Annotated in this window: 12 protein-coding genes and 1 tRNA gene; 3 read left to right on the plus strand and 10 right to left on the minus strand. The window is 68.1% G+C overall.

Annotation, left to right across the window (positions count from 1 at the left end; genetic code table 11):
* The coding region (locus RISW2_RS24750) for a hypothetical protein (RefSeq protein WP_211238734.1) at positions 1-2,003 on the plus strand (2,003 nt) is incomplete at its 5' end.
* Between the two features lie 314 nt (positions 2,004-2,317).
* Here RISW2_RS24750 and RISW2_RS21130 read toward each other — a convergent pair.
* Positions 2,318-2,393, minus strand: a tRNA-Val gene (locus RISW2_RS21130).
* A gap of 204 nt (positions 2,394-2,597) precedes the next feature.
* On the opposite strand from RISW2_RS21130, the gene RISW2_RS21135 reads away from it, so the two are divergent.
* Positions 2,598-3,278, plus strand: a complete 681-nt coding sequence (locus tag RISW2_RS21135; RefSeq protein ID WP_043774791.1) for a hypothetical protein — start codon at positions 2,598-2,600, stop codon at positions 3,276-3,278.
* Positions 3,279-3,288: 10 nt separating this feature from the next.
* Here the strand turns inward: RISW2_RS21135 and murD are convergent, their stop codons facing one another.
* From murD to mraZ, 9 genes are all read right to left on the minus strand, one after another.
* Positions 3,289-4,689, minus strand: a complete 1,401-nt coding sequence (murD, locus tag RISW2_RS21140) for a UDP-N-acetylmuramoyl-L-alanine--D-glutamate ligase (RefSeq protein WP_043774793.1) — start codon at positions 4,687-4,689, stop codon at positions 3,289-3,291.
* An 88-nt stretch (positions 4,690-4,777) separates the two neighbouring features.
* Positions 4,778-6,007 carry a Coenzyme F420 hydrogenase/dehydrogenase, beta subunit C-terminal domain gene (locus RISW2_RS21145; RefSeq protein WP_051492245.1) on the minus strand — a complete coding sequence of 410 codons (1,230 nt, stop codon included), beginning with the start codon at positions 6,005-6,007 and terminating at the stop codon, positions 4,778-4,780.
* Positions 6,008-6,191: 184 nt separating this feature from the next.
* Positions 6,192-7,274 (minus strand): phospho-N-acetylmuramoyl-pentapeptide-transferase, encoded by a 1,083-nt coding sequence (gene mraY, locus RISW2_RS21150; RefSeq protein WP_043774794.1) that lies wholly within the window; start codon positions 7,272-7,274, stop codon positions 6,192-6,194.
* Between the two features lie 50 nt (positions 7,275-7,324).
* Positions 7,325-8,764, minus strand: a complete 1,440-nt coding sequence (locus tag RISW2_RS21155) for a UDP-N-acetylmuramoyl-tripeptide--D-alanyl-D-alanine ligase (RefSeq protein ID WP_043774796.1) — start codon at positions 8,762-8,764, stop codon at positions 7,325-7,327.
* The gene (locus RISW2_RS21160; RefSeq protein WP_051492247.1) at positions 8,761-10,263 is read right to left on the minus strand and encodes a UDP-N-acetylmuramoyl-L-alanyl-D-glutamate--2,6-diaminopimelate ligase; all 1,503 of its coding nucleotides are present in this window, start codon (positions 10,261-10,263) and stop codon (positions 8,761-8,763) included. Before RISW2_RS21160 ends, RISW2_RS21155 begins: the two co-directional genes overlap by 4 nt.
* A gap of 84 nt (positions 10,264-10,347) precedes the next feature.
* Positions 10,348-12,135 carry a peptidoglycan D,D-transpeptidase FtsI family protein gene (locus RISW2_RS21165; RefSeq protein WP_043774798.1) on the minus strand — a complete coding sequence of 596 codons (1,788 nt, stop codon included), beginning with the start codon at positions 12,133-12,135 and terminating at the stop codon, positions 10,348-10,350.
* A complete protein-coding gene (ftsL, locus tag RISW2_RS21170) occupies positions 12,132-12,476 on the minus strand; it encodes a cell division protein FtsL (RefSeq protein ID WP_043774799.1) in 345 nt (114 codons plus the stop codon). Before ftsL ends, RISW2_RS21165 begins: the two co-directional genes overlap by 4 nt.
* The gene (gene rsmH, locus RISW2_RS21175; protein WP_043774801.1) at positions 12,476-13,450 is read right to left on the minus strand and encodes a 16S rRNA (cytosine(1402)-N(4))-methyltransferase RsmH; all 975 of its coding nucleotides are present in this window, start codon (positions 13,448-13,450) and stop codon (positions 12,476-12,478) included. The genes ftsL and rsmH overlap by 1 nt, the downstream gene beginning before the upstream one ends.
* 1 nt (position 13,451) lies before the next feature.
* Complete coding sequence (gene mraZ, locus RISW2_RS21180; protein ID WP_156943931.1) at positions 13,452-13,958, minus strand: division/cell wall cluster transcriptional repressor MraZ; 507 nt, start codon at positions 13,956-13,958, stop codon at positions 13,452-13,454.
* A gap of 1,047 nt (positions 13,959-15,005) precedes the next feature.
* Between mraZ and RISW2_RS21185 the strand changes: the two genes are divergently transcribed.
* Complete coding sequence (locus RISW2_RS21185; protein ID WP_043774802.1) at positions 15,006-15,224, plus strand: DUF1127 domain-containing protein; 219 nt, start codon at positions 15,006-15,008, stop codon at positions 15,222-15,224.
* Positions 15,225-15,383: the final 159 nt, after the last annotated feature.

Genomic DNA, 15,383 nt, shown 5'->3' on the forward strand with positions numbered 1-15,383 from the left:
CGATGAAACGGGGGCAAGACCACGAAAATAACAGATATGATGCCGTAAGGGACATGATCTCAAGGTTTTTCCAACCCTATCAGTCTGGCACACATGCATCTTTGGAGCAGCGCCTCGCTGCTGTTGCAGAATGTCTAGGTTCCGAAAGTACTGGACGGCGTTCGTTAGGCACAAAGTTGCTTTCAATGGCCTTGGACGGACCACCATGGACAGGCTTCGGTGTAAACGAGTTTGGGGCGCGGCCAAGGGATTACGGCTATCATCCTGACCATGACCAACTCGTAGAGTGGCGAACGGCTTTTATCAATCTAACAGTGCGGTTTGCATATTCGAATGACAAGGACATCAAGAGCCGTGCGCGGCAGGTACTGGCGAATGAGTTTCGAGGTCTGTGGCATCATCAAGCAATGCGGGAGACGCTGGTCGAAGCGGCGAAGGTCATCAATGATCACCAGCCATGGGGTGAAGGCTGGAGAGCAGTTCGGTCAATCATCTATTTCGATCACATAAGGCAAAAGGACGAGCCTGAACCGGAACCGCTTCCCCAGACCCTCGTCGATCTAGAACGGGACCTGAAGCCTCGCGACCTCATTGCGAAAATCCAAACTTACGTACTTAGTAAAAGGCATGACCATTGGGCACTCGATGGCGAGTTTGAGGAAAGCAGCGATGACGAGCATCGGGATGCTCAAGATCGGTTTACCAAAAAGGCAAAGGACTTAGGTGAGAGCTTTGCAGCTTCCGACCATGAACTTGATGAATTGGGTTCTGAGTTGTTTTCCGGCGATTGGATGTCCTATCGCAAGGCGTTTGGGATCGGCTTTGCCAAGGGGTCCCAAAATTATCGTGGAGGTTGGCGAGGTTTACTAGAACACCTCGCTCAGTCATCCAGTTCGAACCAAGACTTTGCGGTGATTGGCGGCTTCATTGAAGAGGTTGCCGCCAATGATCCTGCGCTTTCGAGAGAACTTTTGGATGAATGTGCGAAGCACTCGGAACTTCGAAATGTCCTTGTGGACCTGCATCCATGGAATGACTTCACAGAGAACGATCTGGATCGGTGCATGGCCCTAATCGACAATGAAGAAACTCGGACTGAGATGTTCGGATCTATCCTATGGAGGGATAACTACGCACACTTGCCGTCCGAACGTTTGTTGGAGCTTGCACAGAAGATCCTGGCCAAGTCAGACGGTGACGGTACACTCCTTGTCGCATTCAGTATGAAGCTTCACGGAAAGGACACTGCGGACGATACGTTAGGACCAGAACTAAGAAAACTTGGCTTGAAGGCGGCATCCAATTTTTTGTTGGCGGGTCACGGCGACCTTGGTGGAACCGAAGACTATCGCATCGACAAAGTCATCACGGCCGCACTTTCCTTCGCCGGTAATGATACCGAGAAGACAGAGTGGTTGGATGCCATTTTCTCGGTCGTTGACGAGCGTTACGGCTACGTCCATTCGTTCAAGACGGCGATTGGAACTACAGCAAGACTGATGCCCAAGGAATTTCTGGACCGTGCTTTCCAGGGGACAGAGGATCAGCAGCATCGACGCGCCTTCTTCATTCGTCACGGGAGCATTCGGCGCAACCCGCTCTCCAAGATCGATGTGGCCAACCTGATTGAGTGGTGTCAGCATCGGAACGAAGCGGATGCCTGGGGCTTGGTCGCGTCAGTTATCGGCCTTTGGGAGAAGGGCGATGGGAATAGAGATGGCTCTTCCATGACGTCATCCGCTGTTGAGTTTCTTGAAGCCGCCCCAAATTGCGAACCGGTCCTTAAAGCCTACGCGGATCGTGTCGCCCCATTGGCGTGGTCGGGGAGCCGTGCGGACGTCATGCAGCCGAGGGCCGATTCCATTGCTGAATTGACAAATCATGAGCAGGAAGCGATAGCTAATGCCGCAAAGTCGGTGTCAGCGCGACTTGCCATAGAAATCGAACGAGAACGCGCGCGTGACAGACAACGAGATGAAGAATCCGAACAGCGATTCGAGTGATAGCTCGATCGAGGACTAGGTCGAATGGCTGATCTGGGGTAGCTGTGCCGCAACAGAGGATGACAAACGCGTGCCTCCCTTGGGCCGGTGAGTGAAGCGGAGAACAACGGCTTCCCGCCCAACGCGACGAGGTGCCGCGAGCGCGTTCAGGTACATTGTTAAACTCGGTTGTAAGCCACTATCGGCTCGAAGCGTGGCGTACGTGCACGCGAGACGCAGCGGTAGTTTGGGAAACGAAGGACGCAGATTGGGAAACGCGCGTGTGTGATCTGCTCGGATTGAAGCAGAAGCGTTTTAAATTTCAGCACGTTGGATGGTGGGTCGTGACGGGCTCGAACCGCCGACATTCTCGGTGTAAACGAGACGCTCTACCAACTGAGCTAACGACCCGGACCGCCGCGCGGCGCGTCAGGTTCTAGTCCGGGCGCGGCGCGGCATCAAGGGTACTCTGTCGGCGGGTGGGCGGGATGCGCGTGGCGGGGCGGCCACAGGGCGCCCACGACGTGTCATGAATCCGTTACCGGGGGCTGCGGAGCGTCATCGAAATGTCATATGGTTACTGGCCCCGACCGAGATCTGATCCCACGACCCGCCATGACCGACTCCGCAAGCAGCGACACCCGCTCCCGTCTCGTCCGCATGATCGAGGCGGGCGTTCCGCGCAAGGCCGTGCGCGATCTGGCCAACAGGTTGACCTGGGGCCGCGGCGCGCCGCTGTCGGACGAATGCATCTGGATCGATCCGCGGCAGGTCGACCGCGCCTATGCCCGCGGCGGGCCGCAGGTCTACAAGCGGCGCCACAGCGGCACTGTGGCGGACGGCGACTGGGACCTCTCCTGGCGGCCCGTGGACGAGATGACCAAGATCAGGGCCTGTGTCCGGCACTTCGTGAAGGGCGAGAGCTGGGAGGAGACCGGCATCTTCGAGGAGATGATGCGCCGGATCGACCGGCACGGCATATTCGACGGATGCCGCACCCTCGACGACGTGCGCCGGCGCTACGCCGCGATCGACCGGATGTACGACGACATCGCGCGGACCCGGCGGCTGCAGCCGGTGCGGGAGCGGCCCGAGGCCTTCCGCCGGGAACATGGCGGCATCCTCGTACATATCGACCGCGACGGCCTGCCCATGCTCGCGGGCAACGGCAACCACCGGATGGCGATCGCGCGCATCCTTGGGCTCGAGCGCATTCCCGCGCAGCTGGGCGCGATCCACCGGCGCGCGGTGGAAGCGGGCGAGATGGTGCGTCTGCGGAGCCCAGACCCCGCCTGAGCCGGGCGCCTCAGCCGAGCGCCGCGCGCACCCGGGCGGTGAAGTCCTCGCCGCGCCTCTCGAAATTGTCGTACTGGTCGAAGCTCGCGGCGGCAGGCGCCAGAAGCACGGTCTCGCCCGGCCGGGCCTCCTCCGCCGCGCGCGCGACCGCCTGCGCCATGGTCGTGCAGATCTCCGCCTCGATCCCCGGAAGCTCCAGCGCGAAGCCCGCCGCCTCGCGCCCGATGACATAGGCCTTCGCCACGTGCGCGAGACCCGGCGCGAGCCCCGAGAGGCCGCCGTCCTTCATCAGGCCGCCGCAGATCCAGCGCACGCGGTCGAAGGCCAGGAGCGCCTTCAGCGCGCTGTCGACATTGGTCGCCTTGCTGTCGTTCACGTAGGTGACGCCGCCCGCCTCGGCCACGATCTGGCTGCGGTGGGGCAGCCCCTCGAAGGAGTGGAACGCGGCCTCGATCTGCCGCGGCCCGAGACCCAGGGCGCGCGCGGCGGCATAGGCCGCGCAGGCATTCTGGTGGTTGTGCGCGCCCGGAAGCCCGCGGACCGCGCGCAGGTCGATCGCGCCCACCTGCCGGCCCTTGCGCCATTCCGTGAGGAACCCCTTGCGGGCGAAGACCTGCCAGCCCGGACCGGTCAGCTTCGTGCCCGACGAGACCCGGATCACCCGGTCGTCCGCAGGCGCGGTCGACAGCTGGTTGGCGAGGTAGCGGCCCTCGGCTTCGTCCACTCCGATCACGGCGCGGTCCGGCCCGCCCTCGGCGAAGAGCCGGCGCTTGGCCGCGAAGTAGCCGCCGAGCCCGCCATGCCGGTCGAGATGGTCGGCCGAGAGGTTGGTGAACACCGCCACATCCGGTGTCAGCGCCCGCGCGAGATCGGTCTGGTAGGAGGACAGCTCCAGCACCACGACGCCCGCCTCGCCCGGCGGCTCGATGTCGAGCACGCCGCGGCCGATATTGCCGGCCAGCTGCGAGGGCCGCCCGGCCGAGGTCAGGACGTGGTGGATGAGCGCCGAGGTCGTGGACTTGCCGTTCGACCCCGTCACTGCGACCACCCGCGGAGGGGTGTCGAGCGCGTCCCACGCCCCCTGCCCCAGCGCGCGGAAGAAGAGCCCGATATCGTTGTCGACCGGCACGCCGGCCGCCCAGGCGGCGGCCACGACGGCATTGGGCGCGGGGTAGAGATGCGGAATGCCCGGGCTCACCACCAGGATCGTCACGTCCGCCAGAGCGCCCTCCCGGCCGAGATCGCGGATCTCGAACCCTTCCGCCCCGGCGCGCGCGCGTGCGTCCGGGTTGTCGTCCCAGAGGACCGGCACGGCGCCGCCGGCCTTCAGCGCGCGCGCCGCCGACAGGCCCGACCGGCCCAACCCCAGAACGCCCACGCGCTCGCCCTCGTATCCTTCGACCGCGATCATCTGTCCCCCGGACCTCCCGCTCTGCCGCAGCACGGGCTACCGCAAGTCCCGGCCGTTGGAAAGCCGCCGCCGGGCGGCACGCGGCGCCTCACTCGGCGTCGTGCCGCTCGCCCCGGCGCGGGTCGAGGCCGTAGGGCCGCACCAGGCGCCAGACATGGTCGGGCACCATCCATTTCATGCGCCTCGGATGGGCGCGGCGCAGGTGCAGCACGGTCTCGATCGCCTTCATCTCGACGCGCGCCCGCGCGAATTCGAGACCCCGCGGCCCCGTGCGGGGCTGCAGCCACGCGACCACCGGACGCAGCCAGTCCGGCATTCGGCGGAGCGGCAGCCCGCCCGCAGCCCGCGCGACATTCGCAAGGTAGCCCTTCACGGCGCCGGCGCGGCGGCCGCGATCGGTCAGCGGCCGCGTCGCGAGCCGCGCGCCCAGCCGGTCGATCAGCGCCTGGCCGCGGGCATTGCGTACGATCACCCATTGCGACCCGTCCCCGCCCATGTACCCCACGGTCACGTCGGCCAGCCGGTTGGTGTAGTCGACGCAGGTCCGGCAGGTCATCGGGAAGAAATCCGCAGGCAGGTCCGCCAATGGCAGCTTCAGGAACGGGATGGTCCGCGGCGGCCGCCCGTCGTCGAAGCGCAGTTCCACCCGGTAGTCGGCGCGGAACTCGAGATACGAGATCGTCTCGGGCCGGCCGTCGAGCCGGGCGAGGAATTCGTGGAACCGCGCGGTCGTGGTGTTGTCGGAACAGGGCGTTCCGATCACCGTGATGTCGTCGAAACCCAGGTCCGCCTCGAGCGCGCGCAGCGCGTGCACCTGGCAGGGGATGCCGATGACCGCGATCCGCCGGTGCCCCGCCCTGCGCGCGGGCTCGAGCAGCGCGAGCAGCGGCGCGAACCCCATGCGCATGCCGCGGCAGCGCGCCATCTCGTCCGGATCGGTGACGATGACCGGGACCGGCGCCCAGCGGTCGTCGGGATCGGGGGCGACCGCCAGCACCGCGTCGACCGCGCCCTCGCGCAGCAGCGCCTCGCCGAGCGCGGTGGTGAGGCCGGTCCATTGCGCGCCCGGCGCTGGCGGCGCGAGCTCCGCGCGCAGCATGGTCTGGATCACGCCGAAGAACCGCTCCTCGCCGTCCTCGCGCGCCGCGCGCCCGTGCGCGGCCGCCTCGAGGCGCGCGTGGTCGGGGCGGATGAACTGGCAGGCACGGCCGCAGGCCCGGCCGTCGCCCACCCGCGAGATGCCGCAATCGGTGCAGAGCCCGGGGCGCGCCGCGCCGCCGATCCGAGGTGCCGTGATCCCGTCCGCGCGTCCGTCCATGAAGGAGCCTCCCCGCGGCCGAGCCTACAGGCGCGGCTCCCCCGGCCTCAAGCCCGGATGCGGCCCGGGTGCCCCGCGTCGCGCCGGCCAGGACGCGCGGAGCGGGCCGGCCGCGAGGCCGGCGCGCGACAACTCGTGCGCGCGCGCCAGCGCGCTCCGCCGGATCGGACCGGCACGAGGCGGCTCAGCGCACCTTCAGCGTGGCGAGGCCGATCATCGCGAGGATCAGGGCGATGATCCAGAACCGGATCACGATCTGCGGCTCGGCCCAGCCCTTCTTCTCGTAGTGGTGGTGGATCGGGGCCATCAGGAAGACCCGCTTGCCGGTCCGCTTGAAGTAGAAGACCTGGATGATCACCGACAGGGCTTCGACCACGAAGAGCCCGCCGACGATCGCCAGCACGATCTCGTGCTTCGTCGCGACCGCGATGGCGCCGAGCGCGCCGCCGAGCGCGAGCGAGCCGGTATCGCCCATGAAGACCGCCGCGGGCGGGGCGTTGTACCACAGGAACCCGAGGCCCCCGCCGAAGATGCCCGCGCAGAAGATCAGGATCTCCCCCGTCCCGGGGACGTAGTGCACGTCAAGATATTCGGTGAAGTCCGCCCGGCCCACGGCGTAGGCGATGATCCCGAGCGTGCCGGCGGCGATCATCACCGGCATGATGGCGAGCCCGTCGAGCCCGTCGGTCAGGTTGACCGCGTTCGCCGCGCCCACGATCACGATCATCGCGAAGGGCACGAAGAAGTAGCCCAGGTGCACCAGCGTGTTCTTGAAGACCGGCAGCGCGAGGTTCCCGGTCAGCTCCGGCGGATGGTAGACCGACGCCCAGAAGCCCGCGATCCCCGCGATCACGAAGCCGAGGAGGAGCCGCATCCGCGACGACAGCCCCGCCGAGGTCTGCTTCGTCACCTTGGCGTAATCGTCCGCGAAACCGATGACCGCGTAGGAGCAGGTGACGAAGAGCACGAGCCACACGAAGGCGTTGTCGAGCCGCGCCCAGAGCAGCGTCGAGGTCACCAGCGCCCCGATGATCAGAAGGCCGCCCATGGTGGGGGTGCCCGCCTTGGCGAAATGCCCCTCCGGCCCGTCGGTGCGGATCGGCTGGCCCTTGCCCTGCCGGCGGCGCAGCACGTTGATGAGCGGCGGCCCGAACAGGAAGCCGAAGATCAGTGCCGTCAGGAAGGCCCCGCCCGCCCGGAAGGTGATGTAGCGGAAGAGGTTGAACGCACCGCCCCCGTCGGACAGTTCGGTCAGCCAGAACAGCATGGATGTCGTCTCCCAGTATCGCGGCCCGGTCGCGGCACGGCACGTGCGCGTCAGGCCTCCGGAACCTCGGCGCCTTGGCGCATTTTGCGAATGGCGTCAACCAGCCGCGCGAGGCCCATGTAGTTCGATCCCTTGACCAGCACGACGTCGCCGGCGTCGAGGTCGCGATGCATCCCCTCGGCCATCTCCGCGCCGGTCGCGCACCAGCGTCCGCGCCGCGCGGGCGGCAGCGCGTCGTGCAGGTGCGCCATGAGCGGACCCACGCAATGCACCACGTCGACCGCCCCGAGGGCGGGCAGTTCCGCGAGCGCGGCATGCGCCGCGGCCTCGCCCGAGCCGAGCTCGCCCATGTCGCCGAGATAGGCGATGCGCCGCCCCCGCGCGACGCGGCCGATGCCGTGGGTCACCTCCGCCGCGGCCAGCACCTCGAGCGAGGCCGCGACCGAGGCGGGATTGGCGTTGTAGGCGTCGTCGATCAGCTCGAGCGTCAGGTGCGTGTCGACCGCGTCGAGCGGGATCACCTCGCGCTGGCCGCGCCCGGCGGGCGGATGCCAGCGCCCGAGATCGGCGAGTGCCAAGGCCCGGTCGAGCCCGAGCGCGCCCGCGGCCGCGATCACCGACATGGCGTTGACCGCGAAGTGCCGCCCCGGCACCGCCACCTTGTAGAGCACCTGCGTGCGCCAGGCGCGGCCATGGGCGACCGTCGCGCGGTCGCAGATGCGGATCGCGGTGACGCGATGGTGGCAGCCCGCCCCCTCGCCGAAGCTGATCCTGCGGGCACCGGCCCGGTCGGCCGCGGCCTCGAGGATCGGCGTCGTCGCCAGGTCGCCGTTCAGGATCGCGGTGCCGTCCGGCTCGAGCCCCTCGTAGATCGACGCCTTCTCGTGCGCGATCCCGTCGAGCGACCCGAAGGCCGCGAGGTGGGCGGGGGCAACCGTGGTCACGATCGCCACGTGCGGGCGCGCCATGCGGGACAGCGGCGCGATCTCGCCCGGATGGTTCATGCCGATCTCGACCACGGCGAAATCGGTGTCGGCGGGCATCCGTGCCAGTGTCAGCGGCACGCCCCAATGGTTGTTGTAGGAGGCCTCGGCGGCATGCGCCCGCCCCTGCCCGCCCAGCACCTGGCGCAGCATTTCCTTGGTCGAGGTCTTGCCGACCGATCCCGTCACCGCGACCACGCGCGCAGGGCTCCGGGCGCGGGCGTGACGCCCGAGCGCCTCGAGTCCGCCCTGGACGTCCGGCACGATCAGGAGCGGCGCGTCCGGCGCGACGCCTTCGGGCACGCGGCTGACGAGCGCCGCCGCCGCGCCCTTCTCCAGGGCCTGCGCGACGAAGTCGTGCCCGTCCCGCGCGGCCTTGAGCGCCACGAAGAGGTCGCCGGGCTTCAACGTGCGGGTGTCGATGGACACGCCGCGCGCGCTCCACTCCGCCGTGTTGCGGCCGCCGGTTGCCACCGCCGCCTCGCCGGAGGTCCAGAGCGCGCTCATGCGATCCGCCCGTCGAGCGCGGCCACGGCGAGCGAGGCCTGTTCGACGTCGTCGAAGGGATAGGTGGTGGCGCCGACGATCTGGCCGGTCTCGTGCCCCTTGCCGCAGATCAAGAGCGCATCCCCCGGGCCGAGAAGGTCGACGCCGCGCAGGATCGCCTCGGCCCGGTCGCCCACCTCCACCGCGTCGGGCGCGCCCTCGAGCACGGCGGCGCGGATCGCTGCGGGATCCTCCGAGCGCGGATTGTCGTCGGTGACGATGACCACGTCCGCATGTGCGGCGGCCGCGGCGCCCATCAGCGGCCGCTTTCCGCGGTCGCGGTCGCCGCCCGCGCCGACGATGGCCACGAGCCGGCCCATCACGTGCGGGCGCAGCGCCCCGATGGCGGTCTCCACCGCGCCGGGCGTGTGGGCGTAGTCGACAAAGACCGTCGCGCCGTTGCCGCGGGTCGCGGCGAGCTGCATGCGTCCGCGCACGGTGGTGAGCTTCTCGAGCGCCGCGAAGACGTCGTCGGGCTCGGCCCCGCAGGCCATCACGAGGCCCGCCGCCACCAGGACGTTCTCGGCCTGGAACCCGCCGATGAGCGCGAGCGGCACCTGCCGGGCGCGGCCCTCGTGCACGACGCGGATGGTCTGGCCCTCGGCCTCGAACCGCTGCGCGGTGAGGCAGATGTCGGCGCCCTCCTCGCGGCCCACGGTGATGACGCGCTGGCCCCGTGCGGTGGCGATCGCCGCCATGTCGACGCCGCGCGGATCGGCGATGTTCACGACCGCGGTGCCGTCCTCGGGCAGCACCCGGGCGAAGAGCCCGGCCTTGGCGTCGAAATAATCCTCGAAGCTCGCATGGTAGTCGAGGTGGTCCTGGCTGAAATTCGTGAACCCTGCCGCCCGGAGCGTCACGCCGTCGAGTCGGCGCTGCGCGAGCCCGTGCGAGGACGCCTCCATCGCCGCGTGATCGACGCCCGCGCGGGCGGCCTCGGCGAGCGCGCGGTGGAGCGTGATGGGCTCGGGCGTGGTGTGGCGCAGGGGCGCGTGCCAGTCGCCCTCGACACCCGTCGTGCCGAGGTTGACCGCGCGCAGGCCCAGTTCCTGCCAGATGGCGCGGGTGAATGTCGCGACCGACGTCTTGCCGTTGGTGCCGGTGACGGCGACCATCGTCTCGGGCTGCGCGCCGAACCAGAGCGCCGCGGCATAGGCCAGCGCGGCGCGGGGTTCGGCAGCGATCACCAGCGCGGCGTCGGACGCGGCGAGCGCCTCCGCGGCGATGTCCGCCCCTTCGGCATCGGTCAGGATCGCGCCCGCCCCGCGCTCGAGCGCGGCGGCAACGAACCGTGCGCCGTGCACCTGCGTGCCGGGCAGCGCGGCGAACAGGTGGCCTGCCGCCACCTCGCGCGAATCGACCGAAAGCCCGGTGACACGGGCGTCCCGCCCGCCGCGCGCGGTGAGGCCCAACTGGGTCAGGGACTTGCTGTCGCCGGTCACGTCGCGTCCTCGGATCATCTGTCTGCCTGTTCGTCCGCCTGCACTATCAGTTGCCCCCCGCGCGCGGAAGCGCGCAAGTCCTAGCGTGCGCGCGCCCGGCAATCAGTTGCTGCTGCTGACCAGGGTGAGGCCGGTCTGCGACTCGTAGTCGGGCCGCAGGCCGAGCAGCGGCGCGATGCGCTCGATCATCTCGGCGGCGACCGGCACGGCGGTCCAGCCGGCGGTCCGGCGCGGCTCCGGCCCCGTCGTGTCGACCGGTTCGTCCAGCGACACGATCAGCACGTATTTCGGGTCGGTGGCCGGGAACATGGTGGCGAAGGTCGCGATCACCCGGTCCTTGTAGTAGCCGCCGCCGCGCGCCTTGGGCTTGTCGGCGGTGCCGGTCTTGCCGCCCACGTGGTAACCCGGCACGTCGCCAAGGCTTGCGGTTCCCTCGGTCACGACCTTGCGCAGCATGACCTGCGCCGCCTCGGCGGCCTCGCGGCTCATGATGCGCTCGCCCATCTGCGGGGCCGCCTGGCGCAGGAGCGTGGGCTTGACCGCCCGCCCGCCGTTGGCGATGGCCGCATATCCCGCGGCAAGGTGCAGCGGCGAGGTCGAGATGCCGTGCCCGTACGAGATCGTCACGCTCGAGAGGTCGGTCCACTGCTTGGGCAGCAGCGGCGCGCCGCCCTTGGCCTCGACGATCTCGAGCGGCGTCGCCTGGAAGAAGCCGAGCTTCTCGAGGAAATCCTTCTGCCGCGGCGCGCCGATCTGCAGCGCCAGCTTGCCGGTGCCGCGGTTCGAGGAATGCACGATGACCTCCTCGACGGTTAGCACCTTGTAGTTCTTGCCGTTGAACTCGCCGATGCGGAAGCCGCCCACCTTGAAGGGCGGGTTGGTGTCGACCAGCGTCTGCGCGTTCACGAGCCCGAGGTCGATCGCCTGCGCGGCCGCGAAGATCTTGAAGGTCGAGCCGAGCTCGTAGACACCCTGCACCGCCCGGTTGAAGAGCGGGCTGTCGGAGGGCGAACCCTCGGTCGGCGGCAGCGGCCGGGAATTCGGGTCGAAATCGGGCAGCGACGCGATCGAGACCACCTCGCCCGAATGCACGTCCATGAGCACCGCCGCGGCGCCCTTGGCGTTCATCAGCATCATGCCGCCGGCCAGCACGCGCTCGACCGCCGCCTGCACGGTGAGGTCGAGCGACAGCTCGAGCGGCCGCCCCTCGCGGGCCGGATCGCGCAGCTCCTTGTCGAAGAAGCGCTCGATGCCGGCCGATCCCACGACCTCGGCCGAATGCACGCCCTCCTGTCCGAAACGGGTGCCGCCCAGGATGTGGCTTGCGAGCCGGCCGTTCGGATAGAGCCGCATGTCGCGCGGCCCGAAGAGCAGTCCCGGCTCGCCGATGTCGTGCACCGCCTGCTTCTGCTCGGGCGACAGCGTCTTGCGCACCCACACGAATTTCCGCTTGCCGGTGAAATCCTTGAGCAGCTGCTCGCGGTCGAGGTCGGGGAAGATGCGCACCAGCTCTTCGACCGCGCGCTCCGGCTCGATCATCTGCTGGGGATGGGCGTAGAGCGAGTGCGTCTGCATGTTCGTCGCGAGGATCCGCCCGCGCCGGTCGACGATGTCGGCCCGCCCCGACACGATGGCGGCCCCGGGTGCCTGCGCGCGCGGCTCGGCCGGCTCGCTGGCCGCCAGGATGCCCATGCGGGCGCCCACCACGGTGAAGGCGCAGAAGAACATGACCGCCAGCACGAGAAGCCGGCTTTCGGCGCGCACCCGCGCGCGGTCGCGCATCTGCTCGTGGCGGATGCGGACGTTCTCGCGTTCGATGGCATCGGGGTTCTCGCCGTTCTCGCGCGCCTCGAGGATGCGGGCAAGCGGGCGCAGGGGGGTGCGGATCATTGGGTCGCTCCGGCGCTGGAGATGTCCACGGGCTGGCTGATCTCGATCTCGGGCGGCGCGGGATAGGCGATCTGGTCGACGCGCCCGAACTGTTCGGGACGGAACGGCAGCAGCCCGAGCCGGTCGAAATTGATCTCGGCCAGATCGCGCAGCCGCTCGGGCCGGTTCAGGTAGGCCCATTCCGCGCGCAGGACCGACAGGCGTTCATGTGCCGCGCCGATGCCGCGCGACAGGTCCTCGACCTCGGACAATGCCGCCTGCGTCTTGTAGTTCTCGTGATAGGCCCAGAACGCGAGGCCGATCACCGCGAGGAAGGTCATCACGTAGACGAAGGTGCGCATCAGCGGAACTCCTTCAGGATGGGCATGGCGATGTCGCGCGCCTCGATGGTGCCGGGGGCCGCGTCGGTGCGGCGCGCCACCCGGAGCTTGGCCGATCGCGCGCGGGGATTCTCGTCGAGCTCGGCCGCATCGGGCCCGATCGCCTTCTTCGAGTAGAGCTCGAATTGCGGCGCGGGCTCCTCGAGCTGCGGCTGGAACCGGTTCGCGCGGCCGGTCTGGCCCGCGCGGATCTGCAGGAACCGCTTGACCATGCGGTCCTCCACGGAATGGAAGGTCACCACGGCGAGCCGTCCGCCCGGCGCCAGCGCCCGCTCGGCAGCCAGGAGCCCCTCGAAGAGCGCGGCATATTCGTCGTTCACCGCGATGCGGATCGCCTGGAAGGACCGCGTGGCGGGGTGGGACTGTCCGGGCTTCTGGCGCGGCAGGCAGCCCTCGACGATCTCGGAGAACCGCGCCGTCGTCTCGATCGGCGCCTCGGCGCGGGCGCGCACGACGGCCTTGGCGATGCGGCGCGAGGCACGCTCCTCTCCATAGGTGAAGAGGATGTCCGCCAGCGCGGCCTCCGGCAGCCCGTTCACGAGGTCGGCGGCCGACGGACCGTCCTGGCTCATCCGCATGTCGAGCGGGCCGTCCTTTTGGAACGAGAAGCCGCGTTCGGCGCGGTCGAGCTGCATGGACGACACGCCGAGATCCAGCACCACGCCGTCCACGTCCTGCGCGATCACGTCCATCTGCGCGAAGTTCGCCTGCGCGAGCCTCAGCCGCTCGCCGTATTCATGGGCCCAGGATGCTGCCATCTCGTGCGCGAGGGGGTCGCGGTCGATGCCCACGACCTGCGCGGCGCCGGCCGCGAGCAACCCGCGCGCATAACCCCCCGCCCCGAAGGTGCCGTCGATCCACGTGCCAGCGACCGGCGCCACCGCCTTCAGGAGCGGGCGCAGCAGGACCGGGAGGTGCGGTGCGGCGCCGGTCACGTCAGGCCTCCCGCGCCTGGTCGAGGAAGATCACGGGGTCGACGTCGTCAGGCAGTTCGTCGAACCACTTCTCGACGGCCTCCTGCTCGGCCTCGTAGGTGTCGGGGTTCCAGATCTGGAAGGTGTCGCCGGACGCGATGAAGAAGGCCTCGTCGGTGATGCCCACCTTCTCGCGCAGCTTGGCGCTCAGCACGATGCGGCCGGTATCGTCGACCCAGGAATCCTGCGCCTGGCCGTTGAACATGCGCTCGAGCATCTTGCGCTCGACGGAGCCGCGCGGCAGCGCCTCGATCTTGAGGTCCACTTCCTCGATCGCCTTGATGGTGAAGCACTCGAGGTAGTTGCGGGTGCTCCCGCCGTAGACGATCACGAATTCGGGGTTCTTGCCTTCGACATAGCCGGGATCGAGGTCCTGGATCACGCGACGGAAATTGGCAGGGATGGAGACCCGTCCCTTGCCGTCGACCTTGTGCCGACTTTCGCCTCTGAACCTTTGCCTGCGACTCACGCGCAGAGCCCCTTGTCCCTGCCCCCCGAAACGAAATGCGGCGGGTTGATCTGCTGCCACCGATCAACCCGCCGCCTGTTCCCGCGATGCGGGATATTCGAGAGCGCGCGCCACCTGGGGGGATGTTCTGCTCGCCCGCGCAGCTCGAAGTCGTATGTCGATGAGAGGCGGAGCGCCTGTATGAAACCTGCTCTTTTTATTGGAGTTTTTTTAGCGGCTGTTTTTTGTGTCCGCTGCCTGCTCCGTCCCTCATCGAGTGATTTAGGGATGCCATGGGAAATCGTGGGAAACAACTAAAAACTGCAACCGCCGGGCAAATTGTTGTCCACAGCCAGTGTGGATAACTACATGTAGAGCCAGCTGATCACGAACGCTTTACCCCATCTAGTTTCGCGACTCGCGAGCAGAACTAGATATGGCGAAATCCCGCCCAAGCGGATCGCGGAATTCTTCGCCGCAAGCCCTTTCTCGCGCTCGCCGCGCCCAGCGAATGTCCGTGACATGTTTCCCACAACAGGCGCCGTCCAGGTCGGAAATGGCCACGAAACGCCCTCTGGAGAGCAGAATCACACGGGTCGGCACCGCGTTCAACGCAGGACCGAGGCCGGGAACCATGCCCGGCCGGCAGAGTACCATGGTTTCCCACGTCGGACGGCAGGTGGACCGCTGCGCCCATGTCCGCACGATGGGAAACCATCCCCCTGAACGGTCGGCGACGGCGCGCCTCATAAGTCGCCACGAGTCTTTTCGCGCGCGGCGCGCACGCGCGCGCGAGGCCCCGACGCACCCCGCACAACCCATGAATGTGCATGCATCGGCCTGCTCCCGGCCTGGGGCACACCCGCCTGCTGAAATCGCCATGGCCCCGGCGCAACAGGCGCAAAGTGACCCTACGTCCGTTATCCCTGCGATCGGGAACCCGCTCACATTGCTCGATTTTCAGCTTGCGCATGCTGCATAGCAGCATTGCCGATACGCCCATTGTGCACACGCAGCATAAGGGCCAGTTTAGCGCCAACAGCGAACACCAGCGAACGGAGTGACATCATGGCCTTCGCATCCAACACGACGAATGCACGCCCGACGAACCTTTCCGCGCGGTTTGCCGCGCTCACCGCAGATTGGCGCGCCGCGCTCGAACGCCGCCGCGTCTACCGCCAGACCCTGAACGAGCTGCTGGCGCTCAGCGACCGCGAGCTGGCCGATCTCGGCCTGCACCGCTCGCAGCTGCGCAGCATCGCCTGGCAGGCGGCTCACGACGCCTGAGGCGGCACGCCGGCGCCGCACCGCAGAAAAATCCTGCGGAGGCGGAAACCAATACGCGCCGGCGGTGTTGCAGACCAGAACGCGCCCGATGCCTCCAGGCACAAGGCGCAACGGACTTCCGGGACCGAGGGCATATCCGCCCCGTCCCGAACCGAGCTG

Origin of the sequence: Roseivivax isoporae LMG 25204 (genome assembly GCF_000521865.1) — a bacterium.
GTDB lineage: Bacteria > Pseudomonadota > Alphaproteobacteria > Rhodobacterales > Rhodobacteraceae > Roseivivax > Roseivivax isoporae.